This window comes from Rivibacter subsaxonicus (genome assembly GCF_004217215.1).
Taxonomy (GTDB): domain Bacteria; phylum Pseudomonadota; class Gammaproteobacteria; order Burkholderiales; family Burkholderiaceae_C; genus Rivibacter; species Rivibacter subsaxonicus.
On record NZ_SHKP01000004.1, the window covers coordinates 1,145,196 to 1,167,148 of the forward strand.

The 21,953-nt window shown below is 70.3% G+C and carries 20 protein-coding genes and 2 tRNA genes; 13 read left to right on the forward strand and 9 right to left on the reverse strand.

Features of this window, described 5'->3' with window-relative positions; genetic code table 11:
- Nucleotides 1-24 precede the first annotated feature (24 nt).
- The 9 genes from EV670_RS05370 to EV670_RS05410 all read left to right on the forward strand — a co-directional run bounded on the left by EV670_RS05370 (nt 25) and on the right by EV670_RS05410 (nt 5,863).
- Nucleotides 25-855, forward strand: coding sequence for a glycosyltransferase family 2 protein (locus EV670_RS05370; RefSeq protein WP_130430747.1), 831 nt, complete (start codon nt 25-27; stop codon nt 853-855).
- A complete protein-coding gene (gene tolB / locus EV670_RS05375; protein WP_130430748.1) occupies nt 852-2,165 on the forward strand; it encodes a Tol-Pal system beta propeller repeat protein TolB in 1,314 nt (437 codons plus the stop codon). The genes EV670_RS05370 and tolB overlap by 4 nt, the downstream gene beginning before the upstream one ends.
- Nucleotides 2,166-2,224: 59 nt before the next feature.
- Nucleotides 2,225-2,773 (forward strand): OmpA family protein, encoded by a 549-nt coding sequence (locus EV670_RS05380; protein ID WP_130430749.1) that lies wholly within the window; start codon nt 2,225-2,227, stop codon nt 2,771-2,773.
- Nucleotide 2,774: 1 nt separating this feature from the next.
- Complete coding sequence (gene ybgF, locus EV670_RS05385; RefSeq protein WP_242616840.1) at nt 2,775-3,551, forward strand: tol-pal system protein YbgF; 777 nt, start codon at nt 2,775-2,777, stop codon at nt 3,549-3,551.
- A gap of 9 nt (nt 3,552-3,560) precedes the next feature.
- On the forward strand, nt 3,561-4,370 hold the full coding sequence (locus tag EV670_RS05390) for a tRNA threonylcarbamoyladenosine dehydratase (protein WP_207225001.1): 810 nt from the start codon (nt 3,561-3,563) through the stop codon (nt 4,368-4,370).
- A gap of 25 nt (nt 4,371-4,395) precedes the next feature.
- Nucleotides 4,396-4,471 (forward strand) — tRNA-Lys (locus tag EV670_RS05395).
- A gap of 44 nt (nt 4,472-4,515) precedes the next feature.
- Nucleotides 4,516-4,591: transfer RNA gene (locus EV670_RS05400), tRNA-Lys, on the forward strand.
- 107 nt (nt 4,592-4,698) lie between these two features.
- Nucleotides 4,699-5,595: a bile acid:sodium symporter family protein gene (locus EV670_RS05405; protein WP_165393246.1), complete on the forward strand. Its 897-nt coding sequence runs from the start codon at nt 4,699-4,701 to the stop codon at nt 5,593-5,595.
- Between the two features lie 46 nt (nt 5,596-5,641).
- Complete coding sequence (locus EV670_RS05410; protein WP_130430752.1) at nt 5,642-5,863, forward strand: LapA family protein; 222 nt, start codon at nt 5,642-5,644, stop codon at nt 5,861-5,863.
- A gap of 14 nt (nt 5,864-5,877) precedes the next feature.
- On the opposite strand, the gene EV670_RS05415 is transcribed toward EV670_RS05410, so the two are convergent.
- Genes EV670_RS05415 through EV670_RS05425 form a run of 3 tightly spaced genes read right to left on the reverse strand, consistent with a single transcriptional unit; the run spans nt 5,878 to nt 8,755 of the window.
- The gene (locus EV670_RS05415) at nt 5,878-6,768 is read right to left on the reverse strand and encodes a DMT family transporter (RefSeq protein ID WP_130430753.1); all 891 of its coding nucleotides are present in this window, start codon (nt 6,766-6,768) and stop codon (nt 5,878-5,880) included.
- Nucleotides 6,765-7,289 carry a methylated-DNA--[protein]-cysteine S-methyltransferase gene (locus EV670_RS05420; protein WP_130430754.1) on the reverse strand — a complete coding sequence of 175 codons (525 nt, stop codon included), beginning with the start codon at nt 7,287-7,289 and terminating at the stop codon, nt 6,765-6,767. Before EV670_RS05420 ends, EV670_RS05415 begins: the two co-directional genes overlap by 4 nt.
- The gene (locus EV670_RS05425) at nt 7,286-8,755 is read right to left on the reverse strand and encodes a DNA-3-methyladenine glycosylase 2 family protein (protein ID WP_130430755.1); all 1,470 of its coding nucleotides are present in this window, start codon (nt 8,753-8,755) and stop codon (nt 7,286-7,288) included. Before EV670_RS05425 ends, EV670_RS05420 begins: the two co-directional genes overlap by 4 nt.
- Before the next feature lie 190 nt (nt 8,756-8,945).
- Between EV670_RS05425 and EV670_RS05430 the strand changes: the two genes are divergently transcribed.
- From EV670_RS05430 to EV670_RS05440, 3 genes are read left to right on the forward strand one after another with little or no spacing between them, the layout of a single operon-like run.
- The gene (locus EV670_RS05430; RefSeq protein WP_130430756.1) at nt 8,946-10,337 is read left to right on the forward strand and encodes a phosphomannomutase/phosphoglucomutase; all 1,392 of its coding nucleotides are present in this window, start codon (nt 8,946-8,948) and stop codon (nt 10,335-10,337) included.
- A gap of 22 nt (nt 10,338-10,359) precedes the next feature.
- Entirely contained in the window at nt 10,360-11,349 is a 990-nt protein-coding gene (gene waaC, locus EV670_RS05435) for a lipopolysaccharide heptosyltransferase I (RefSeq protein ID WP_130430757.1), read from the forward strand.
- A 7-nt stretch (nt 11,350-11,356) separates the two neighbouring features.
- Nucleotides 11,357-12,643 carry a 3-deoxy-D-manno-octulosonic acid transferase gene (locus EV670_RS05440; protein ID WP_130430758.1) on the forward strand — a complete coding sequence of 429 codons (1,287 nt, stop codon included), beginning with the start codon at nt 11,357-11,359 and terminating at the stop codon, nt 12,641-12,643.
- 7 nt (nt 12,644-12,650) lie between these two features.
- Here the strand turns inward: EV670_RS05440 and EV670_RS05445 are convergent, their stop codons facing one another.
- Complete coding sequence (locus tag EV670_RS05445; protein WP_130430759.1) at nt 12,651-13,685, reverse strand: quinone-dependent dihydroorotate dehydrogenase; 1,035 nt, start codon at nt 13,683-13,685, stop codon at nt 12,651-12,653.
- 75 nt (nt 13,686-13,760) lie between these two features.
- Here EV670_RS05445 and rpiA point away from each other — a divergent pair, with 75 nt between their 5' ends.
- A complete protein-coding gene (rpiA, locus tag EV670_RS05450; RefSeq protein ID WP_130430760.1) occupies nt 13,761-14,423 on the forward strand; it encodes a ribose-5-phosphate isomerase RpiA in 663 nt (220 codons plus the stop codon).
- Here the strand turns inward: rpiA and EV670_RS05455 are convergent.
- The 5 genes from EV670_RS05455 to EV670_RS05475 form a co-directional block, all read right to left on the reverse strand.
- Nucleotides 14,420-15,040 carry a glutaredoxin domain-containing protein gene (locus EV670_RS05455; protein WP_165393247.1) on the reverse strand — a complete coding sequence of 207 codons (621 nt, stop codon included), beginning with the start codon at nt 15,038-15,040 and terminating at the stop codon, nt 14,420-14,422. The genes rpiA and EV670_RS05455 overlap by 4 nt on opposite strands.
- Nucleotides 15,041-15,094: 54 nt before the next feature.
- Nucleotides 15,095-17,149: a M3 family metallopeptidase gene (locus tag EV670_RS05460; protein ID WP_130430762.1), complete on the reverse strand. Its 2,055-nt coding sequence runs from the start codon at nt 17,147-17,149 to the stop codon at nt 15,095-15,097.
- 170 nt (nt 17,150-17,319) lie between these two features.
- Nucleotides 17,320-18,171: a bifunctional methylenetetrahydrofolate dehydrogenase/methenyltetrahydrofolate cyclohydrolase FolD gene (gene folD / locus EV670_RS05465; RefSeq protein WP_130430763.1), complete on the reverse strand. Its 852-nt coding sequence runs from the start codon at nt 18,169-18,171 to the stop codon at nt 17,320-17,322.
- A 424-nt stretch (nt 18,172-18,595) separates the two neighbouring features.
- Nucleotides 18,596-19,219 (reverse strand): response regulator transcription factor, encoded by a 624-nt coding sequence (locus EV670_RS05470; RefSeq protein ID WP_130430764.1) that lies wholly within the window; start codon nt 19,217-19,219, stop codon nt 18,596-18,598.
- Nucleotides 19,216-21,873: a PAS domain-containing sensor histidine kinase gene (locus tag EV670_RS05475; RefSeq protein WP_130430765.1), complete on the reverse strand. Its 2,658-nt coding sequence runs from the start codon at nt 21,871-21,873 to the stop codon at nt 19,216-19,218. Before EV670_RS05475 ends, EV670_RS05470 begins: the two co-directional genes overlap by 4 nt.
- Nucleotides 21,874-21,953 lie beyond the last annotated feature (80 nt).

The window sequence follows — 21,953 nt, forward strand, 5'->3', positions numbered from 1 at the left end:
GGCCGCTCCGCGCCCGGCCCGCGCATGCGCCTTTCCGTCGTCCTGATCACGAAGAACGAAGCCCGCCACATCGAGGCCTGCTTGGCCTCGGTGGGCTTTGCCGACGAATGGATCGTGGTCGATTCCGGCAGCAGCGACGGCACCCAGGAACTGGCACGCCGCGCCGGCGCCCGCGTCATCGAAACCAGCGACTGGCCCGGCTTCGGCCCGCAGAAGAACCGCGCGCTGGCGGCGGCCAGCGGCGACTGGGTCTTCAGCATCGACGCCGACGAGCGCGCGAGCCCGGAACTGGCCGCCTCGATCCGCGCCGCGATGGCCGCCGCGGCCGGCCCGGCGAGCTACAAGGTGTCACGACTTTCATCCTTCTGTGGCGAGTGGATCCGCCATGGCGACTGGTATCCTGACGATGTGCTGCGACTGTTCCGACGCGGCTCGGCGCGCTTCAGCGACGACCTCGTCCACGAGCAGGTGCTGGCCGACGGTCCGGTCGGCCGACTCGACGGCGAGTTGTTGCACGAGAGCCAGCCGAGCCTGGAGTCCTGCCTCGACAAGTTGAACCGCTACACGAGCGGGCGCGCGCTGCAGCTGCACCGCGCCGGCCGCTCGGGCAGCCTGTCGAAGGCGATCGCGCACGGCCTCTGGGCCTTCCTGCGCAGCTACGTCTTCAAGCGCGGCTTTCTCGACGGGCGCATGGGCTTCGTGGTCGCGTTCAGCATTGCCGAAGGCACCTACTACCGCTATCTCAAGATCTGGCTGCTGGCGCGCGGCCCGGGCCCCGCGAGCCTGCCGCCGGCAGCCACGACCCACCTTTCACACGGAACTCAGTCGCCGTCCTCGGCCTCGACCACCGCATGACCGATTCCTCCTCGATGTTTTCGATGTCCGCCAGCGCGGCGCAGTTCTCGCGCCGCGCCCTGCTGGCGCTGCCGCTGGCAGCGGTCGTCCCGGCGGCGCTGGCGCAGTTCAGGGTCGAGATCGCCGGCGTCGGCGCGACCCAGCTTCCGATCGCGGTGAGCAAGTTCCGCGGCGAGGACGGCGCGCCGCAGCCGGTGGGCGCGATCATCCGCGCCAACCTCGAGCGCAGCGGCTTCTTCAAGCCGGTCGACACCGGCAGCGCCGCGCTCGACGAAGGCTCGCAGCCCTCGATGAGCGAGTGGCGCGGCCGCGGCGCCGACGCGCTGGTGGCCGGCTCGGTGACGCGCCTGGCCGACGGCCGCTACGACGTGCGCTACCGGCTCTGGGACGTGGTGCAGGGGCGCGACCTCGGCGGTGCCAGCTTCGCGGTGACGCCGGCCGACCTGCGCCTGACCGCGCACCAGATCTCGGATGCGATCTACGAGAAGCTGACCGGCGAGAAGGGCGTGTTCTCGACCCGCATCGCCTACGTCACCAAGGCCGGCCCGCGCTACACGCTGTGGGTCGCCGATGCCGACGGCGAGGGCGGCCAGAGCGCGCTCGGCAGCCCCGAGCCGATCATCTCGCCGGCCTGGGCGCCGGACGGCCGCGAGCTTGCCTACGTTTCCTTCGAGCAGCGCAAGCCGGTGGTCTACGTGCAGGACGTGGCCAGCGGCAAGCGGCGCACGCTGGCCAACTTCCGCGGCTCCAACAGCGCGCCGGCCTGGGCGCCGGACGGCCGCAGCCTGGTCGTGACGCTGACCCGCGAGGGCGGCTCGCAGCTCTACTCGATCAGCCGCGACGGCGGCGAACCACGGCGCCTGACCAACAGCGGCTCGATCGACACCGAGGCCACTTTCACGCTGGACGGCAAGACGATCTATTTCACCAGCGATCGTGGCGGCAGCCCGCAGATCTACCGCATGCCGGCCGGCGGCGGCGCGGCCGAGCGCGTCACCTTCAACGGCGCCTACAACGTGAGCCCGGCGATCAGTCCGGATGGCCGCTCGATGGTCTACATCGCGCGCGACGGCGGCAACTTCCGCACCCAGATCATGGATCTGGCGAGCGGCAACTCGCGCCTGATCAGCGATACCAGCGACGACGAGAGCCCGAGCTTCGCTCCCAACGGCCGGCTCGTGATGTACGCCTCGCGCGTCCAGGGCCGCGATGTGCTCGTGACGAGCACGCTCGATGGCCGGATCAAGGCGCGGCTCGTCCAGACCCAGGCCGACGTGCGCGAGCCGCACTGGGGCCCCTTCGGTCGCTGAGCCGGCGCCCGGACGCTTCTTTTCCCTTTTTTCTTCTTCATCATTTCACGGAGGCACAGATGCACCCAACCCTTTCCATCCGACGCTTCGCCGCCTCCGGCCTGGCCATTGCCGCCGCGCTCGCGCTGGCGGCCTGCAGTTCGCCGGTCAAGCTCGACGAGCAGGTGCCGGTCGAGACCCGCTCCACCACGCCGTCTGGCAGCGGCAACGGCAGCGCCGGCGGTGCGCCCGCCTCGCAGGTCGGCAGCGTCGACCTGTCGGCGCAGGACCCCGGCGCCAAGTTCGGCCGCGTGATCCTGTTCGATTTCGATGCCTATGTGGTCAAGGACGAGTTCCGTCCGCTGGTCGAGGGCTATGCCAAGGCGCTCAACGCCGATCGCAAGAAGAACATCGTGATCGAAGGCCACACCGACGATCGCGGCAGCCGCGAGTACAACCTGGCGCTCGGCCAGCGCCGCTCGGAAGCCGTGGTGCGCGCCCTCACGCTGCTCGGCGTGCAGCCGAACCAGGCCGAGCCGGTGAGCTATGGCAAGGAGCGCCCGGTCGATCCGGCTCAGAACGAAGCGGCGTGGGCCAAGAACCGCCGTGCCGAACTGCGGAGCAAGTAAGGTGAGGCCGCTTGCTGCTGTGGTGCGCGCGGTTGCCGCGGCCGCCGCGCTGGCCGCGCTGGTTGGTCCAGCCAGCGCCGGGCTCTTCGACGACGACGAGGCGCGGCGCGCGATCCTCGATCTGCGCGCGCGCATCGACCAGAGCCAGAAGGCCTCCGAGACGCGCGATGCCGACCTGGCCGAGCAGTTGCGCCAGACGCGCGCCGGCGTGCTCGAGCTCAACAACCTGATCGAGAAGCTGCGCACCGAGCTGGCGCAGCTGCGCGGCAGCAACGAGCAGCTTCAGCGAGAGGTGGCCGAGCTGCAGCGTCGCCAGAAGGACGTGCAGACCGGCATCGACGAGCGGCTGCGCAGCTTCGAGCCGCAGAAGGTGGCGGTCGATGGTCGCGAGTTCAGTGCCACGCCCGACGAGACGCGCCTCTACAACGACGCGCTCGGCCTGCTGCGCGGCGGCGACTTCGCCGGCGCCGGTGCCGCCTTCGCGGCGTTCCAGAAGCGCTTCCCGAATAGCGGCTACGCACCGAGCGTGCATTACTGGCTCGGCAACGCGCAGTACGGCAAGCGCGAGTACCAGGCGGCGATTGCGAGCTTCCGCTCGCTGCTGGCCGCGGCCCCTGACCACCTGCGTGCGCCCGAGGCCCAGCTCGCCATCGCGAACTGCCAGATCGAGCTGAAGGACGCCAAGTCGGCGCGCCGCACGCTCGAGGAACTGCAGAAGACCTACCCGAAGAGCGAGGCCGCGCAGGCCGCGCGCGAGCGCCTCGCGTCGCTGAAGTAGCCACCCGCGATGAATGCCGCGCTGCCGATGGACCTGGTGGTGGGCGCCGACCTCGAACGCCGCTTCGGCGGCCTGCGGCGCCTGTACGGCGATGCCGGCTACGCGCGGCTGCGCGCGGCGCGGGTGGCGGTGGTCGGTGTCGGTGGCGTCGGCTCCTGGGCCGCGGAGGCGCTGGCACGCAGCGGCGTGGCCGAGCTGACGCTGGTCGACCTCGACCACGTGGCCGAGTCCAACATCAACCGCCAGGTCCACGCGCTCGAGGCCACGCTCGGCCAGGCCAAGGTGCTGGCGCTGCGGGATCGCATTGCCGGCATCCATCCGGGTTGCGTCGTGCATGCGGTCGAGGCCTTCGTCGGCGACGCGGACGCGACACCGTGGCCCGCGCTGCTGCCGGCGCCGGTTGATGTCGTCATCGATGCCTGCGACGCGCCGCGCGCCAAGACGCTGATCGCGGCCTGGGCGCTACAGACGCGTTCGCCGCTGGTGATCGTCGGCGCCGCCGGCGGCAAGCGGCAGGCGCAGCGGGTCGCGGTCGACGACCTTGCACGGGTCACGCACGATCCGCTGCTCGCCTCGCTGCGCCAGCGCCTGCGACGCGAGCATGGTGCCGCGCGCAGCGGCACGATCGGCCTGGCTTGCGTCTACACCGACGAACCGGTCAGGCGACCGGATGGCGAATGCGAGGTCGACGGCAGCCTCAACTGCGCGGGCTACGGCTCGGTGGTCACGGTCACCGCGAGCTTCGGCCTGGTCGCGGCCAACGTGGCGATCGAGCAGATTGTCAATTCACGGCTCGAAGGGCTTGAGTCGACTCCGTGAGTGTGGTTATACTAGCGGGCTCGCTGGGTTGTTAGCTCAGTTGGTAGAGCAGCGGACTTTTAATCCGTAGGTCGTGGGTTCGAGTCCCGCACAACCCACCACCGACGGACCCACTGTCCGCGGCGCAGGCTTCAGAAAAGTTTCAGGGCTCTTAGCTCAGTTGGTAGAGCAGCGGACTCTTAATCCGTAGGTCGAGTGTTCGAGTCACTCAGGGCCCACCAGAAAAGCGAACGGCTAGCAGGTAGACACCTGCTGGCCGTTTTGCTTTGTGCCGCGCTTGGCGATAACCAGCATGGTCGCGCGCGGCGGCGCCGACAGAATCGGCGCCATGCAAATCGACTTCGTCAGCCTCGTGCTGCTGCCGGCCGCGCTGGCCTTCATCATGTTCTCGCTCGGCCTCGGTCTGACCGGGGGCGACTTCGCGCGCATCGTGCGCCAGCCACGCGCGCTGCTGGTCGGCATGCTGTGCCACTTCGTGTTGCTGCCGCTGGCCGCCTATGCGCTGATCCGGCTATTCGGCATCACCGGCGCGTTCGCGGTGGGTTTCATGATCCTCGCCGCCTGCCCGACCGGCACGACCTCGAACCTGCTGACCTTCCTGGCGCGCGGCGACGTGGCGCTGGCGCTGAGCTTCACCGCGGTGGCCAGCGTGCTGACGATCTTCACGCTGCCGCTGATCGTCTCGTGGTCGCTGCAGCAGTTCATGGGCGGCGGCCGCGCGGTCTCGGCGCCGGCCGGTCCGATGATGGCCCAGGTGTTCCTGATCCTCGGCGTGCCGGTGGCGCTGGGCATGCTGATGCGGCGCCTCAAGCCGCAGAGTGCGCTGCGGCTGGAACCGGTGGCGACCAAGGTCTCGACCGTGCTGTTCATCGTCATCGTGCTGTTGGCCGTGATCAAGAACTGGGTGCTGCTGACCGCCAACTTCGCGACGCTGGCGCCGATGGCGGTCGTGCTGAACCTGTCGATGCTGGCCTGCGGCTTCGCGGTTGCCTGGCTGGCGCGGCTGTCGCGCCGGCAGTCGATCACGCTCGGCATCGAGAGCGCGGTGCAGAACGCCACGCTGGCGCTGGTGATCGCCAGCACCGTGCTGCAGGACGAAGCGATGGCGATCCCGGGCGCGATCTACGGCGTGCTGATGTATGCCGGCGGCCTGCTGTTCGCCTTCGTCGCGCGCCGCTTCGTCGATACACCGGTGGCCGCCGCGCCCAGCGTGCATGCGGCCTGAGGGCGGTCGATATACTGAATCGAAACCCAGACCGAGGAGCCATTCCATGCGCTACGTGCACATCGCGATCATCGTGCTGCTGACGATCCTGGTATTGACGTTCAAGTTCCAGAACCTGCAGTCGGTGACGGTCGAGTTCTTCGCGTTCAGCATGACGATGCCGGTCACGCTGCTGATCCTGCTGGTCTACGTGCTGGGCATGTTCACCGGCGGCGCGCTGTGGAGCCTGCTGAAGGGCTCCTACAAGGGCGGTTTCGAGTCACACTGAGTGAGAGGCCGCGCTCAGCGCGGCGACTGGCGCGCTCCGGGGCGCCAGAACCCGGTCGCCAGGCTGGTGCCGAGCAGGATCAGCGCGCCGCCGCCGAGCATCGTGAGCGTCAGTCGCTCGCCGAGGAACAGGCCGCCCCAGAGCACCGCGAACAGAGGGATCAGGAAAGTCACCGCGATCGCGTTGGCCGGCCCGACATGGGCGATCAGCCTGAAGTACAGCAGGTAGGCCAGGCCGGTGCTGAGCACGCCGAGCGCGATCACCGCGCCCCAGGCCAGCGGCGGTGCTGGCTGTGCCGGCCACGCGCCAAGACCGAGCGGCAACAGCAGGACCGCTGCGGCGAGTTGGCTGCCGGTGGCCGTGGCCATCGGCGGGACGCCGGCGAGCCACTTCTTGCTCATGCTGGCACCCAGGCCGTACATCAGCGTCGCGCCGAGGCAGGCCAGCACCGCGAAGCCGACGGCCTCGGCACCGGGCTTGAACGAGGCCTTGTCCCAGGCCAGCCAGATCACGCCGACGAAGCCGATCGCGAGGCCGAGAACGCGTGGCGGCGTCAGGCGGTCGCCGAGCCAGGCCCAGGCAATCAACGCCGCCCACAGCGGCGAGGTGGCGTTGAAGATCGAGGCCAGCCCGGCGTTGATCGACAGCGCCGCATAGGCGTAGGCGAGGAAGGGCAGTGCCGAGTTGACGATGCCGACGAGCGCGATCGGCTTCCAGTGCCGGTGCATGGCCGCCCACTCGCCGCGCCACAGCAGCAGCGGCAGCAGCACGGCCGCGGCGATCGCCACGCGCAGCGCGGCCAGCGCCAGCGGGCCGAAGTCGGCCGCGCCGAGCCGCATGAAGAGGAACGAGGCGCCCCACAGGGCCGCCAGCAGCAGCAGCTCGAACAGGTCGCGCTGCTTCATGCGGCGCGTTCCAGCGCGGTCGGGCTGTGACGCGCCTCGTGCGCCAGCAGCGCGGTCTTGCGATCGAGTCCACCGGCGTAGCCGGTGAGGCTGCCGTCGCGGCCCAGCACGCGGTGGCAGGGCACGATGATGCCGATCGGGTTGCGGCCGACCGCCGCCCCGACCGCGCGCACCGCGGCCGGCTTGCCGATGGTCTGCGCGATCGCGCCATAGCTGGTGGTGGCGGCAAAGGGCAGTGCCGACAGCGCATGCCAGACGGCTTGCTGGAACTCGGTGCCGGCGGCGTCGAGCGGGATCTCGAAGCGCTCGCGCCGGCCTTCGAAGTACTCGCTCAGCTGCCGTGCGGTCAGCGCGATCCAGCGTTGCCCGGCATCGACCCTGGCGTCGATCACGTCCGGGTGGTGGCGCTGGTCCTCGAACCAGAGGCCGGCCAGGCCGCGTTCGGTGGCGGCGATGAGCATCGGGCCCATCGGCGTGTCGATCGTGGCCTGGGCCGCCAGGCGTTCGCAGGGGTAGTTCATGCTGCAGTCTCCAACTCGTGCCACAGCCGCATCACGGCATGTGATCTGAAGGGGCGCCAGCCTTCGGCCAGCGCGTCGATGTGCTTGGGGTCGCGGCTGCCGAGCGCCTGCCAGAGGCCGACATCGCTGCTGGGCCAGGCATCGCGCCAGCCGAGCGTGCGCATCGCGATCAGCTGGGCGCTCCACGGGCCGATGCCGGGCAGCGCCTGCAGTTGCTCGATCACCGGCCGCGCTTCGGCGCCATGTTCGAGTCGGAGGCTGCCGTCGGCGAGTGCCACCGCCAGCGCCTGCAGCGCACGCACCCGCTGGCGCACGATGCCGAGCGTGCCGATGGCCTCGGGCGTGGCGGCCGCGATCGCCGCCGCGCTCGGAAACAGGCGCGTGATCTCCGGCCACGGCGTGGCTACCGGCTTGCCGAAGCGCTCGACCAGCCGCTGCGCCAGCGTGCGCGCGGCCTTCACCGTGACCTGCTGGCCGAGGATCACGCGTGCTGCGATCTCGAAACCGTCGAGCGAACCCGGTAGCCGCAGCCCCGGCCGCGAGGCCAGCGGCAATCGCGCGAGCACCGGATCGATCAGCGCCGGATCGGCATCGAGGTCGAAGGCGTCACGCAGTCGCGCGCTCAGCAGGCCGAGTGCCGGCGCCAGCACAGGGGCGGCGTCGACCACCAGTTCGCAGCGCGCGGCGTCGACCTGCACGCCGAGCCAACCGACCAGATCCTGCCTGCCGTGACGCAGCCGCAGGCTGCGCGCGTAGCGCTCGTCGCGCACCAGTTCGACGCCGGCCATCGCGCGCCGGTCCAGGAAGCCGAACAGCGCCGGCGCATCGAAGGGGGGTCTGAAACCCAGCCGGATTCGCAGCGCCGAGGGCTCGGCCGGCAGTGATTCGGCGCCGTTGCGGCGCAGCCGGCTCGGGCTCAGCCGGTAGCGCTCGACGAAGGCCGCGTTGAAGCGGCGCAGGCTCGCGAATCCGCTCGCCAGCGCCACCTGCGTGATCGGCTGCGCGGTGTCGCTGAGCAACTGCTTGGCCAGCAGCAGGCGCCGCGTCGTCAGGTACTCGACCGGATTCACGCCATGCTCGGCCACGAAGATGCGGCGCAGATGGCGATCGGTCACGCCCAGGCGCGCTGCCAGTGCGGGCATCGCCGGCGCCTCGCCGGCCTGCACCGCGGCATCGATCATCCGTGCCGCCGCCTGCGCCAGGCTGGCCGAGGAATCCATCAGCGACAGGCCCGGCGCCAGTTCGGGCCGGCAGCGCAGGCAGGGGCGGAAGCCGGCATGCTCGGCGCGCGCGGCGCTGTCGAAGAAGCGGCAGTTGGCGCGACGCGGCAGCCGCACCCGGCAGATCGGTCGGCAATAGATGCCGGTCGAGGTGACGCCGACGAACATGCGGCCGTCGAAGCGGGCATCGCGCGCCTGCAGTGCCTGCCAGGCGGTGTCGGCATCGAGCGTCGGGGGCTGGTCCATGCCTCGATCATAGGCAGCCGGCGCGGCCGCAGTCGCCGTTTTCGGACCTGTGCCCGGGCATCCGCCGCCCCTCGTGGCGGCCGCATCCGGCACCGCCAGCCGCGGGGGCCGGGTCAGGCGAGCGGCGGCACCCGGCCGGCGCTCCCTACAATGCGCCGGCCTCAGGTCGAGGTGCTTCTCGAAGCGATTCATGCAAACCAACGCCTCCGTCTTCAAGGCCTACGACATTCGCGGCATCGTCGGCCAGACCATCGACGAAGCCTTTGCCGAGCATCTGGGCCGAGCCTTCGGCACCGAGGCCATCGCCGCCGGCGAGCGCGCGGTGGCGGTCGGGCGCGACGGGCGACTGTCCGGTCCCGGTCTGGCGGGCGCGCTGATGCGCGGTCTGGCCTCGACCGGGCTCGACGTGGTCGACCTCGGCGCGGTGACCACGCCGATGGTCTATTACGTGGCCGCGACCCGTGCGGCGCAGGGCTGCCGCAGCGGGATCCAGGTGACCGGCAGCCACAACCCGAAGGACTACAACGGTTTCAAGATGGTGCTCGCCGGCCGCGCGATCTATGGCGAGGAGATCCAGGGCCTGCGCCGTCGCATCGAGGCCGAGGCCTACGCCACCGGCAACGGCCGCGTCGGCACGATGGACGTGCTGCCCGAATACAGCGCGCGCATCGTCGGCGACTGCAAGCTGGCGCGGCCGATGAAGATCGTGGTCGATTCCGGCAATGGCATTCCCGGGGCGTCGGCGCCCGGCATCCTGCGCGCGCTCGGCTGCGAGGTGATCGAACTCTATTCCGAGGTCGATGGCGACTTCCCGAACCATCATCCCGACCCGAGCAAGCCCGAGAACCTGGTCGACCTGATCCGCACGGTCAAGCAGACCGGCGCCGAGCTGGGCCTGGCTTTCGACGGCGATGGCGACCGCCTCGGCGTGATCACCGCCGACGGCCAGAACATCTTTCCCGATCGCCAACTGGTGCTCTACGCGCGCGACATCCTCTCGCGCGTCAAGGGCGGCTCCGTGATCTTCGACGTCAAGTGCAGTCAGCGCCTGGCGCCCGAGATCCGCGCCGCCGGTGGCGTGCCGCTGATGTGGAAGACCGGCCATTCGCTGATCAAGGCCAAGCTCAAGGAAACCGGCGCGCCGATCGCCGGCGAGATGAGCGGCCACATCTTCTTTGCCGAGCGCTGGTACGGCTTCGACGACGCCACCTACACGGCTGCGCGCCTGCTCGAGATCGTCTCGCGCAGCAAGGACCCGAGCAAGCTGCTCAACGCGCTGCCCGAGAACCTGAGCACGCCGGAACTGAACGTGCCCTGTGCCGAGGGCGAGCACCACGCGGTGGTGGCGAAGCTGCGCGAGGTTGCCAGCTTCCCGGGTGCGCGCGAGATCATCACCATCGACGGCCTGCGCGCCGAGTACGACGACGGCTTCGGCCTCGTGCGTGCGTCGAACACCACGCCGGTGCTGGTGCTGCGCTTCGAGGGCACGACGCAGACGGCGCTCGAGCGCATCCAGCACGACTTCCTGACCGCGATCCGCGCCGTCAAGCCCGACGCGCGGATCGCCGCGGCGGCGCACTGAGCAAGACGGGCAGGCGGCCGCGGTGCGCGTTTTGATCGTGCGCCTGTCGTCGCTCGGCGACGTGGTGCATGCCGCGCCGGTGGTCGCCGACATCCACGCCGCCTTGCCCGGCACGACGATCGACTGGGTCGCCGAGGAGGCCTTCGTTCCGCTGGCGCGCTGCATCGCCGGCGTCGATCGCGTGGTGCCGGTGGCGCTGCGCCGCTGGCGCAAGCAGTGGCGCGCCTCGCGCGAGGAGCGGCGAGCCGCGCTCGCCGAGCTGCAGAGCGAGCGCTACGACGCGGTGATCGACCTGCAGGGCCTGATCAAGAGCGCGCTGGTCGCGCGCCTGGCGCGGGTGCGCGCCGGTGGCGTGCGCGCGGGACTGGCCAATCGCACCGACGGCTCGGCCTACGAGCCGCTGGCGCGCTGGGCCTACAGCCAGGCGGTCGCGATGCCGCCGCGCATCCACGTGGTCGAGCGCTCGCGCCGCTTGGCGGCGGCCGCACTCGCCTACGCGCCCCAGGGCATGCCGAGGATCGACTGGACGCCGCCGGCGCTGCCCGCGGACGACGTGGCTTGGGCCGACCCGCGCGCGGTCTGGCTGGTCCACGGTTCGGCCAAGACCGTCAAGCTGCTCGACGAGACGTTCTGGGCCACCATCGCCACGGCGCTGGTGGCCGAGGGCTGGCGCGTGATGCTGCCGTGGGGCACCGACGAAGAGCGCGCGCGCTCGCAGCTGATCGGCGCGCTGGCGGACGCCGGCGAAGCGGTGCGCGTGCCGCCACGCCTGCCGCTCGACCGCCTGACCAGTGTTCTGCAGCAGAGCGCCGGTTCGATCGGCCTCGATACCGGCCTGTCGCACCTGAGTGCCACGCTCGGCAGGCCCAGCGTGCAACTCTTTCTGGAAGACAAGGCCTGGCGCGCGGCGATCGACTGGATGCCGCGCACGCGGGCGCTGCAGGCCACGGCTGCCATTCCGATCACGCCTGAATTCGCGTTGTCGGCATGGCGCGAGGTCGCCGCCGGGTGAGCGCTTCTTGAACACCGCGCTCGGCCTCTATGGCGGCCTGCTGACGCTGCTGCAGCCGGCCTACCGCGCGCGCCTGTGGTGGCGGGCGCGCGCCGAGGCCGGCTATGGCGAGGCTGTCGGCGAGCGCTTCGGCCATTACGCGGAGCCCTTCGTCGCGCCCGGGGCGCTGTGGATCCACGCGGTCTCGCTCGGCGAGACGCGTGCCGCGAAGGCGCTGATCGATGCGCTGCGCGCACGCCGCCCCGGCCTGCGCCTGCTGCTCACCCATGGCACCGCCACCGGCCGCGCCGCCGGTCGCGAACTGCTGCATCCCGGCGATCGCCAATGCTGGTTGCCACTGGACACGCCGGCCGCGGTGGCGCGCTTCTATGTCCACCAGCGGCCGGCGCTCGGCGTGCTGATGGAAACCGAGCTGTGGCCGAACCTGGTGGCCGCTGCCGTGCGCGCCGGCGTGCCGATCGTGCAGGCCAACGCGCGGCTGAGTGCGAAGAGTCTGGCGCGCGGTCGCCGCTTCGAGTCACTGCTGCGACCGGCGATGGAAGGGCTCTCGCTGGTGCTCGCGCAAACCGAGGCCGACGCGGCGCGCCTGCGCGAGGGCGGCGCGCGCGAGGTGCGCGTGATGGGCAACCTCAAGTTCGACCTGAGCCCCGATCCGGCGCTGCTCGAACGTGGCCAAGCCTGGCGTGCGGCCAGCGGCGATCGGCCGCTGGTGCTCGCGGCGAGCACGCGCGAGGGCGAAGAGTCGCCGCTGCTGGCAGCATGGGCGGCGCGACGCGGTGCCGAGGCTGGCGCACGCCTGCTGCTGGTGCCGCGCCATCCGCAGCGCTTCGACGAGGTCGCGCAACTGGTGGCTGCGGCCGGCCTGTCGCTGTCACGGCGCAGCGCCTGGGGCGAGGGCATGCCGGATGTCGCGGCACGGGCTTCGGACGTGTGGCTCGGCGACTCGCTCGGCGAGATGCACGCCTACTACGCGGCGGCGCGCGTCGCGCTGCTCGGTGGCAGCTTCGAGCCGCTCGGCGGCCAGAACCTGATCGAGGCCGCAGCCTGTGGCTGCCCGCTGCTGATGGGGCCCTCGACCTTCAATTTCGCGGAGGCGGCGGAGCTGTCGCTGGCGGCCGGCGCGAGCGAGCGGGTGACGGGCATCGAGGCCGCTGTCGAGCGCGCGCTGGCGCTGGTCGGCGTGTCGACGTCACTGGACCAGATGGGCGAGCGCGCCTTGCACTTCGCGGCCGCCCATCGCGGTGCCGCCGGCCGCATGGCCGACGCGATCCTCGAACGCCTGCCGCCCGCCTGAGCGCGCCTCAGGCCCGCAGCGCCCGCGCCGCCTCACCCACCAGGCCCGAGCCGCGGTAGATCAGCCCGGTGTAGATCTGCACCAGGTCGGCACCGGCATCGCGCTTGGCGCGCGCATCGGCGCCGCTGAGCACGCCGCCGACACCGATGATCGGGTAGCGCTTGCCGAGTGCCAGGCGCAGTTGGCGGATCACGCGATTGCTGGCCTCCAGCACCGGCCGGCCCGAGAGGCCACCGAGCTCCTGCGCGTGCTCGAGCCCGGCCACCGCGTCGCGCGCGATCGTGGTGTTGGTGGCGATCACGCCGTCGATCGCGTTCTTCTTGAGTGTGGCGGCGATCACCGCGACCTGGTCTTCGTCGAGGTCGGGCGCGATCTTGACGAACATCGGCACCGTGCGGCGGTGCAGGCCGATCAGTTGCTGGCGCCGCTCCTGCAGCGTGCCGAGCAGCGCGTCGAGCGCCTCGTCGCTTTGCAGGCTGCGCAGGTTCTGGGTGTTGGGGCTCGAGATGTTGACCGTCACGTAGTCGGCGTGCGGGTAGACGCCTTCGAGGCCGAGCAGGTAATCGTCGGCCGCGCGCTCTATCGGCGTGGCGGCGTTCTTGCCGATGTTGAGGCCGAGGATGCCGCCGTTCTGGCGGAACTTCGCCCGCTGCACATTGGCGATGAAGGCGTCGAGGCCCTCGTTGTTGAAGCCGAGGCGGTTGATCAGCGCCTCGGCCTCCGGCAGGCGGAACATGCGCGGCTTGGGATTGCCCGGCTGCGCCTTGGGCGTAACGGTGCCGACCTCGATGAAGCCGAAGCCCATCGCGCCGAGGCCGTCGATGCAGCGGCCGTTCTTGTCGAGCCCGGCGGCCAGGCCGACGCGGTTGGGGAAGGGCAGGCCGGCCACGTGCACCGGGTCGGCGACCCGGCTCTCGCGCCACAGGCAGGACAGCGGCGTGTGCTGGAAGCGGGCCAGTTGGCTCAGCGTCAGTTCGTGGGCTTCCTCCGGATCGAGATTGAAGAGGAAGGGGCGGGTGAGGGAGTACGGAACCAGGGACATGAGCCCGATTGTCCCAGACCGATTCCGGGCGCCGTGGCGGCTCGTCGAGGAGTGGCTCACGGATAATCGGCCACCATGAACCAGGACGAACTCAAGGCCCTCGTCGGCCGCGCCGCGCTCGACTATGTGCCCGAGGGCGCGATCGTCGGCGTCGGCACCGGCTCCACCGTCAACTGCTTCATCGATGCCCTGGCGTCGCAGAAGCAGCGCATCCGCGGCGCGGTGTCGAGCTCGGTGGCCAGCACCGCCCGCCTGCAGTCGCACGGCATCCGCGTCTTCGAGACCCACGAGGTCGAGCGGCTGCCGGTCTACATCGACGGCGCCGACGAGATCGACGGCAGCGGTTGCATGATCAAGGGCGGCGGTGCCGCGCTGACGCGCGAAAAGATCGTCGCCGACCTGGCCGATCGTTTCGTCTGCATCGCCGACGCCAGCAAGCGCGTCGACGTGCTCGGGCGCTTTCCGCTGCCGGTCGAGGTGGTGCCGATGGCGGCGGCGCAGGTGGCGCGTCGCTTCGCCGCGATCGGCGGTACGGCGAAGCTGCGGGTCGGCGTCGTGACCGACAACGGCCAGCAGATCCTCGACGTGTCGGGGCTGGCGATCGCCGATCCGCTGGCGATGGAGGCCGAGATCAACCAGTGGCCGGGCGTGCTCTGCGTCGGCATCTTCGCGCGGCACCGCGCGAGCATCTGCCTGCTCGGCACGCCCGAGGGCGTGCAGACGCTGAGCTTCGGCTAGAACTTGAAGCCGGGCGGCGTGCCCGGCGCTGGCGACTCTTCGCGCTGCGCGGTGGCGGCCTGCGGCAGGGTCGGCACGCCGGCCGACTTGGCCGGGTCGGCCGGCAGCGGCACCATTGGCGCGGCGGCAGAAGCCACGTAGCCGACCGGCAGTGCCGAGGTCTTCGGGTAGCCGGCCGCGTCGAGATAGCCACTCCAGGCCTGCTGGTTGAAGCTTTCCAATCGCTGCGCGCCGACGGTCAGCAGCGGCACGCTGCTGCTGCCCGAGAAGCGCTGGCGGAAGGCCGCGCTGTCTTCGGCGGTGGTGACGGTGGTCTCGGTGAACGGGATGCCGCGCTGCTTGAGGTAGTTGCGCGCCATGTCGCAGGCCGTGCAATCCGCGGCGGTATAGAGCGCCACCGGATAGCGGCTGGCGGCGTCGCGCAGCACCGCCGGCAACGCCGATTGCGGTGCCGGCCCGCCCGAGGCGTTGAGCGGCTGCACGCGAGCGTTCTGGGTGACCGGCGGTCGGTCGGTGTAGGTCACGCGGCCATCGGGGCCGGTGACCTTGTATTGCTGGGCCATCGCGGCCGAGCCGAGCAGCGTGCCGGCGACGAGCGCGAGGATGCGAGGCTTCATTTGTTTTCTCCCCTGTTCGGCAGTCATGCTAGCGCAGGGCCTCGCCGAACGGGCTCATGCCATGCCCTGATGGCGTAACAGCGCGTCAATGCGCGGTTCGCGGCCACGGAAGGCGGTGAAGCTCTCCAGCGCCGGACGGCTGCCGCCGGCCTCGAGGATCGCCTCGCGGTAGCGGCGGCCGACGGCCGGGTTGAACACGCCTTCTTCCTCGAAGGCGCCATAGGCGTCGGCGCTCAGCAACTCGGCCCACTTGTAGCTGTAGTAGCCGGCCGAGTAGCCGCCGGCAAAGATGTGCGAGAAGCTGTGCTGGAAGCGGTTGAAGGCGGGCGGGATCAGGACCGCGACCTCGCGCCGCACCGCATCGAGCACCTGTTGCACGCGCGCCGCATCGCCGGCCTCGCGGTCGGCATGGATCAGCATGTCGAACAGCGCGAACTCGACCTGGCGCAGCGTCTGCAGCCCGCTCTGGTAGTTCTTGGCGGCGAGCATCTTGTCGAACAGCGCGCGCGGCAGCGGCTCGCCGCTGTCGACATGGGCCGTCATGTGGCGCAGCACCTCCCACTCCCAGCAGAAGTTCTCCATGAACTGGCTCGGCAGCTCGACCGCGTCCCACTCGACGCCCGAAATGCCGGCCACGCCGATCTCGCTGACCTGCGTCAGCAGGTGGTGCAGCCCATGGCCGAACTCGTGGAAGAGGGTGGTGACGTCGTCGTGCGTCAGCAGCGCCGGCTTGGCCCCGACCGGAGCCGCGAAGTTGCAGACCAGGTGCGCCACCGGCGTCTGCAGCACGCCGTCGGGCCGGGCCCAGCGGCCGCGCACATCGTCCATCCAGGCGCCTGGGCGCTTGCCGGGGCGGGCGTAGGGGTCGAGGTAGAACTGGCCGACCAGTTCCGGCGCGGCGTCGCCCGCCGCGCCGCGGCGCTCGATGCGGAAGAAGCGCACGTCCGGGTGCCAGGTCGGCGCGCTGTCGGGCTTGATCTGGACCTCGAACAGCGTCTCGATGATGCGGAACAGGCCACCGAGCACCTGCGGTTCGGTGAAGTACTGCTTCACCTCGTTGTCGCTGAAGGCGTAGCGCGCCTCCTTGAGCTTCTCGGAGGCGAAGGCGATGTCCCAGCTCTGCAGCTCGGGCAGGCCGAGCTCGGCGGCGGCATAGGCGCGCAGTTCGGCCAGGTCGCGCTCGGCGTGCGGCCGCGCGCGCCGGGCCAAGTCGCGCAGGAAGTCCAACACCTCGGAGGCCGAGCGCGCCATCTTGGGCACCAGCGACATCGCGGCAGCGTCCGGATAACTGAGCAGCGCGGCCTCCTCCTGCTTGAGCGCGAGGATCTCGCCCATCACGGCCGAGTTGTCGCGCTCGGCCGGACCGGTTTCGCAGGCGCGCGTGACGTAGGCGGTGTAGAGCCGTTCGCGCAGTGCGCGGTTCTGCGCGTACTGCATGACCGGCAGGTAGACCGGCATGTGCAGCGTCAGCTTGTGGCCATCCTTGCCCTCGGCCTGGGCCGCGGCGCGCGTCGCGTCGAGCACGTCCTGCGGCACGCCGACCAGTTCGCCGGTGTCGGCGTAGTGGGCAAAGGCGTCGGTGGCGTCGAGCACATGCTCGGAGAAGGCCTGGCCCAGCTCGGACAGACGGTGCTGGATCGCCGCGAAGCGCTCCTTGGCCGCGCCCTGCAGCTCGGCGCCCGACAGCACGAAGTCGCGCATCGCATTGGCCAGCACGCGTTGGCGTGCCCGGTTCAGCGTGGCGGCCTGCGGGCTGTTCGCGAGCGCCTTGTACTTGGCGTAGAGCCGCTCGTCGGCGGCATGGCGGGTGAGCAGCTCGCTGACCTTGGGCAGCACCGCGTTGTAGGCGGCGCGCAGCTCGGGCGTGTCGGCCACCGCGTTGAGATGGCCGACCGCACCCCAGGCCCGGTGCAGCAGGTCGCCGGGCAGATCGAGCGCGGCCGAGAGGGCGTCGTAGTCGAGCGGCACCTCGGGACCGACCGCGCGCTCGAGCGCGGCGTCGGCGGCCTGCAGCAACTCGTCGAGCGCGGGCTCCACGTGCTCGGGGCGGATCGCGTCGAAGCGCGGCAGGTCGACGAGGTCGAGCAGTGGGTTGGTGGTGGGGTTCATCGTGCGCGGCTCAGCGAGGATCAGATCGAGTTGGAGGCGCGTTCGGCCGCTTCAAGGGCGTTGACCAGCAGCATCGTGATGGTCATCGACCGCGAGCGGGGGCGCAGGGCGAGGGGCCCACCGCAGGTGGGGATCGACCCGTGGAGGCTCGCAGAGTCGGGCCATGCTGTTCATCGCGCAGCTCTTTCCGCCGCTTCCAGCGTGTTGACCAAGAGCATGGTGATGGTCATCGGCCCGACCCCGCCCGGGACCGGCGTGATCCAGCCGGCCACCCGGGAAACACCGGCGAAGTCGACGTCGCCACACAGCTTGCCCTGTTCGTCGCGGTTCATGCCGACGTCGATCACGACCGCGCCCGGCTTGACCATGTCCGCCGTCAGCACGTTGCGGCGGCCGACGGCGGCGACCACGATGTCGGCCTGGCGCGTGTGGTGGGCCAGATCGGGTGTCGCGCTGTGGCACACGGTCACGGTCGCGTTGGCCGCGAGCAGCAGCATCGCCATCGGCTTGCCGACGATGTTGCTGCGGCCGATCACCACCGCGTGCCTGCCCTTGGGCGAATAGCCGATCGATTCCAGCATCTTCATGCAGCCATAGGGCGTGCAGGGCTTGAAGCCGGGCTGGCCCACCATCAGCGCACCGGCCGAGCCGACGTGGAAGCCGTCGACGTCCTTCAGCGGCGAGATCGCCTCGATCACCTTGTGGGCGTCGATGTGGGCCGGCAGCGGCAACTGGACCAGGATGCCGTGGATGCTCGGATCCTCGTTGAGCGCATGGACCCGCGCCAGCAACTCGGCCTCGCTCATCGAGGCCGGGTACTGCTCGAGCACCGAGTGCAGGCCGGCGTCATGGCAGGCCTTGACCTTGTTGCGCACGTAGACCTGGCTGGCCGGGTTGTCGCCGACCAGCACCACGGCCAAGCCCGGCGTGTGACCGCGCGCGGCCAGCGCCTGGGTGCGGAGCGCCACCTCGGCGCGGAGCTGGCGGGACAGCGCGATGCCGTCGATGAGTTGGGCCGTCATGTCGTTCTGTTCAGGGTCTGTTGGTATATGAATCGCCCCTGCGCCGGGCCGGCAAGGGGTGCGGCGCTAGGCGCGGGCCGCCGGTCGGGGTCGGGCCCCGACCAAGGGCTGCACCGACGCGAGGCGCCCCTTGCCGGCCCGGCCCTTCGGGTGGCACCCCAGAGCGGGTCGGGCCCCGACCAAGGGCTGCACCGACGCGAGGCGCCCCTTGCCGGCCCGGCCCTTCGGGTGGCACCCCAGAGCGGGCGCACTCGTTGTTGCCAATGCTCGCCGGGTGTCCAACCCGGCTCCGCTTCGCGCCTAGATTGCGCCCGCTCTGGGGTGCCACGCAGGGGTGATTCATATACCAACAGACCCTAGCGCAAGTGAGGCTCTGAAAGCAAGAAGGCCGCTCGGGGAGCGGCCTTCCTTCGAGACAAACGACTCAGGCTTTGGCCTGGGCGCCGAGCGCGATCTTCAGCAGATCGGCCACGGTGTTGGCGTTGAGCTTTTCCATGATGTTGGCGCGGTGCGCCTCGACCGTCTTGATGCTGATGCCGAGGTCATCGGCGATCTGCTTGTTGAGGCGGCCGGCGACGATGCGCTCGAGCACCTGGCTCTCGCGCGTGGTCAGGCGCGACAGCAGCGCGTCGCGGCTGGCCTGCTCCTGGTGATGGGCAAAGGAGGCGCGCGCCTGCTCGAGCATGCGCTCGACGAGGCCGAGCAACTCTTCTTCCTTGAAAGGCTTCTCGATGAAGTCCATCGCGCCCTTCTTCATCGTGCCGACGGCCATCGGCACGTCGCCGTGGCCGGTGATGAAGACGATCGGCAGCGGGCTCTTGCGCTCGATCAGGCGGTCCTGCAGGTCGAGCCCGGTCATGCCGTCCATGCGGATGTCGGCCACTAGGCACGCCACCTCGCGCGGATCGAGGCGCGACAGGAAGGACTCGGCCGAGTCGAAGCACTTGACCCGGTAGTCCTTGCCTTCGAGCAGCCACTGGAGGGAATCACGGACGGCTTCGTCGTCATCGACAACGTAGACCGTACCTTTCTTCGGGATGAGGCTCATGCGTTCTGGGTTTGGGTCGCGGCAGGCCGCAATTCGCCCGAAGACGCGTTCGGGGCGACATCGATGCTGCGGTTGCCAACCAGCCCAGCGCTGCTGATTTCCACCGGCACCGTGAAGGAGAAACGGCAACCAACCACCGTCGACCCATTGTAGAGGTTCTCGGCGCGGATCCGACCCCGGTGCGACTCGATGATCGACCGGCACAGGGACAGCCCGATGCCCAATCCGTCACTCTTGGTCGAGAAAAATGCTTCGTAGAGGCGGCCGATGACCTCGTCCTTCAGGCCGGGGCCGGTGTCGCTGACGCTGAACTCGATGACGCCGCCCTCGTCCGGCATGTGGCGTGGCACCACGCGCAGCTCGATGTGGCGCCGCGACGGCGGCAGCTTGGCGTTGTCGATCGCCTCGGCCGCGTTCTTCAGCAGGTTCAGCAGCACCTGCTCGATCAGGATCGGGTCGACCACGATCTGCGGCAGCCGCTGCGCGACGTAGGTGTGGATCTGCACGTTGCGCCGGCGCAGTTCGATGCCGGCCAGTTCGACCGCGTCGTCGACGATGTCCTGGGCCTGCGCCGGCTGCCGGCGTGGCTCGCTGCGCCGCACGAACTCGCGGATGCGGTGGATGATCTGGCCGGCGCGCTGGGCCTGGCGCGCGGTCTTCTCCAGCGCCGCCACCAGGTCGGGCTCGGCGATCGAGCCGGCGCGCACGCGCGAGATGATGCCGTTGCAGTAGTTGCTGATCGCGGTCAGCGGTTGGTTCAACTCGTGCGCGACGGAGCTCGCCATCTCGCCCATCGTGATCAGGCGGCTGGTTTCCTGGGCCCGCTCGGCCTGGTGCTTGGATTGCTCCTCGGCGCGCACGCGGGAGGTGATGTCGGTGGCGATCAGCATCTGCGCGATGCGGCCGTCGGTCCACTGCAGGTAGCGGCTGCGCACGTCGAACCACTTCTGCTGCTGGGGGACGTAGACCTCGCGCGCGTCGGCGCTGGCCTCGGTCAGCTCCTGCGTCGGCAGGCCGCCGAGGCTGTCGACCGCGTCGTCGCCGTCGCGCAGCGCCACCGCGCTCGCTTCCTCGCCGGCGAGCCGGGCGTGGCCCTGGGCGTCGGCGCCGAACCAGAGCCGGTAGGAGCGGTTGGCGAACAGCAGTTCGGCACCCTGGACCGAGAGCACCGAGACAGCCGCCTCCAGGCCCTCGAGCACGGTCGTGAAGCGCTCGTGCGAGGCCGAGAGCTGGTCGCGCACCCGCTTGGCCTCGGTGATGTTGGTCATGGAGGTCATCCAGCCGGTCTGGTGGCCCTTGGCGTCGATGAGCGGCGAGACGTACATGCGGGCGTCGAAGACGCTGCCGTCCTTGCGCAGCACCTTGACCTCGATGCCGCCCGCGGGGCTGCGGCCGAGCAGTTCCTGCTGGAACAGGCGCATGCTTTCCTCGAGGCGATCGGGCGGCCAGTGCGGGAAGGGCGGCAGCTTGCCGATCAGCTCGTGCTCGGCAAAGCCGGTCATCGCGCAGAAAGCCGGGTTGACGTAGGTGATGCGTCCTTCGAGGTCCATCGCCCGCATGCCGGTCAGCATGGAGTTCTCCATCGCCCGGCGGAAGTTGGTCTCCGAGCTCAGCGCGCCCTGGATCTGGCTGCGCCGGCGCATGTGGCGCCAGGTTCCCAGCAGCATCCATACCGTCAGGCACGACAGCGCCACCACCATCCAGAACAGCGCGTTGCCGATCAGGCCGATCGAGGTGCGCCAGCCCTGGCCGCGCAGCACCAGGCCGTTGCCGACCGGCGCCACCGGCACCTGCTCGACGAAGGCCGGGCGGCGCGCCACGTCGGCCGCGTCGCGGGTGACGGTGCTGGCAAGCACCTGGCCCGAGCCGTCGATCAGCGAGATCGCGTGGCGTCGCGCCACTTCCGAGGGCACGTAGTGGCGCAGCAGCGATTCGAGCGCGACCTCCGACACCAGCGCGCCGGCGAACGCGCTGCGGTCGAGCAGGGGCACGTGGACCTGGAACACCGGCTGGCCGAGCGGGTTGAGATAGGGGCGCGAGTAGACCGGCTGGCGCAGTTCGCGCGCCGCGGCAAAGGCTCGATCCGGTTCGCTGCCGAGACTGGCAGGCGCATCGGGCGTTGCGGGCGGCGGCGGTGCGGCGGGCCGGGTGCGCGCGCGTCGGGGGGCCTCCACCACGGGGCGATCGGGCTCGAGGCGGCGGTCGGGGTCGAGCGGGTGGTTCGGCGAGTCGTAGCGGGCGCGCGTGCTGCGGTCGGCCTTGATCCAGCTCAGGCTCGTCACCTCGGGGCGTTCGCGCACGAAGCCGGTGGCCTGGCCGACGAACTCGTCGACGTCGATGGCTTGCGTGGCGACCTCGCGCGCCATGCGCACCAGCTGCTCCTGGTTCTCGATCATGCGCAGCCGGATCTGCTGTTGGGCGATCTCGGTGTCGCGCTTGACCGATTCCTGCTCGCGCTCGAATTCCTCGTTGCGCAGGTACCAGAAGGCCGCGACCATCGCTGCCAGGAACAGCAACACCGAGATCAGCGGGCCGATGGTGGCAAAGCGGTCCTGGCGGGCCGGTGACTGGCGCTTCCACCAGGAGCCGAACAGGCGCTGGCGACGCGAAAGCAGCGGCTTTTCGGTCTGGGAAGAGGCACGCGTGGAGGGCATTGGTCCCGATTATCAAGGGCTGCTACCTCGGCCCGGAATGCGTTGAAATGTATTTCATAATACGCAACTACGTTGCGGCA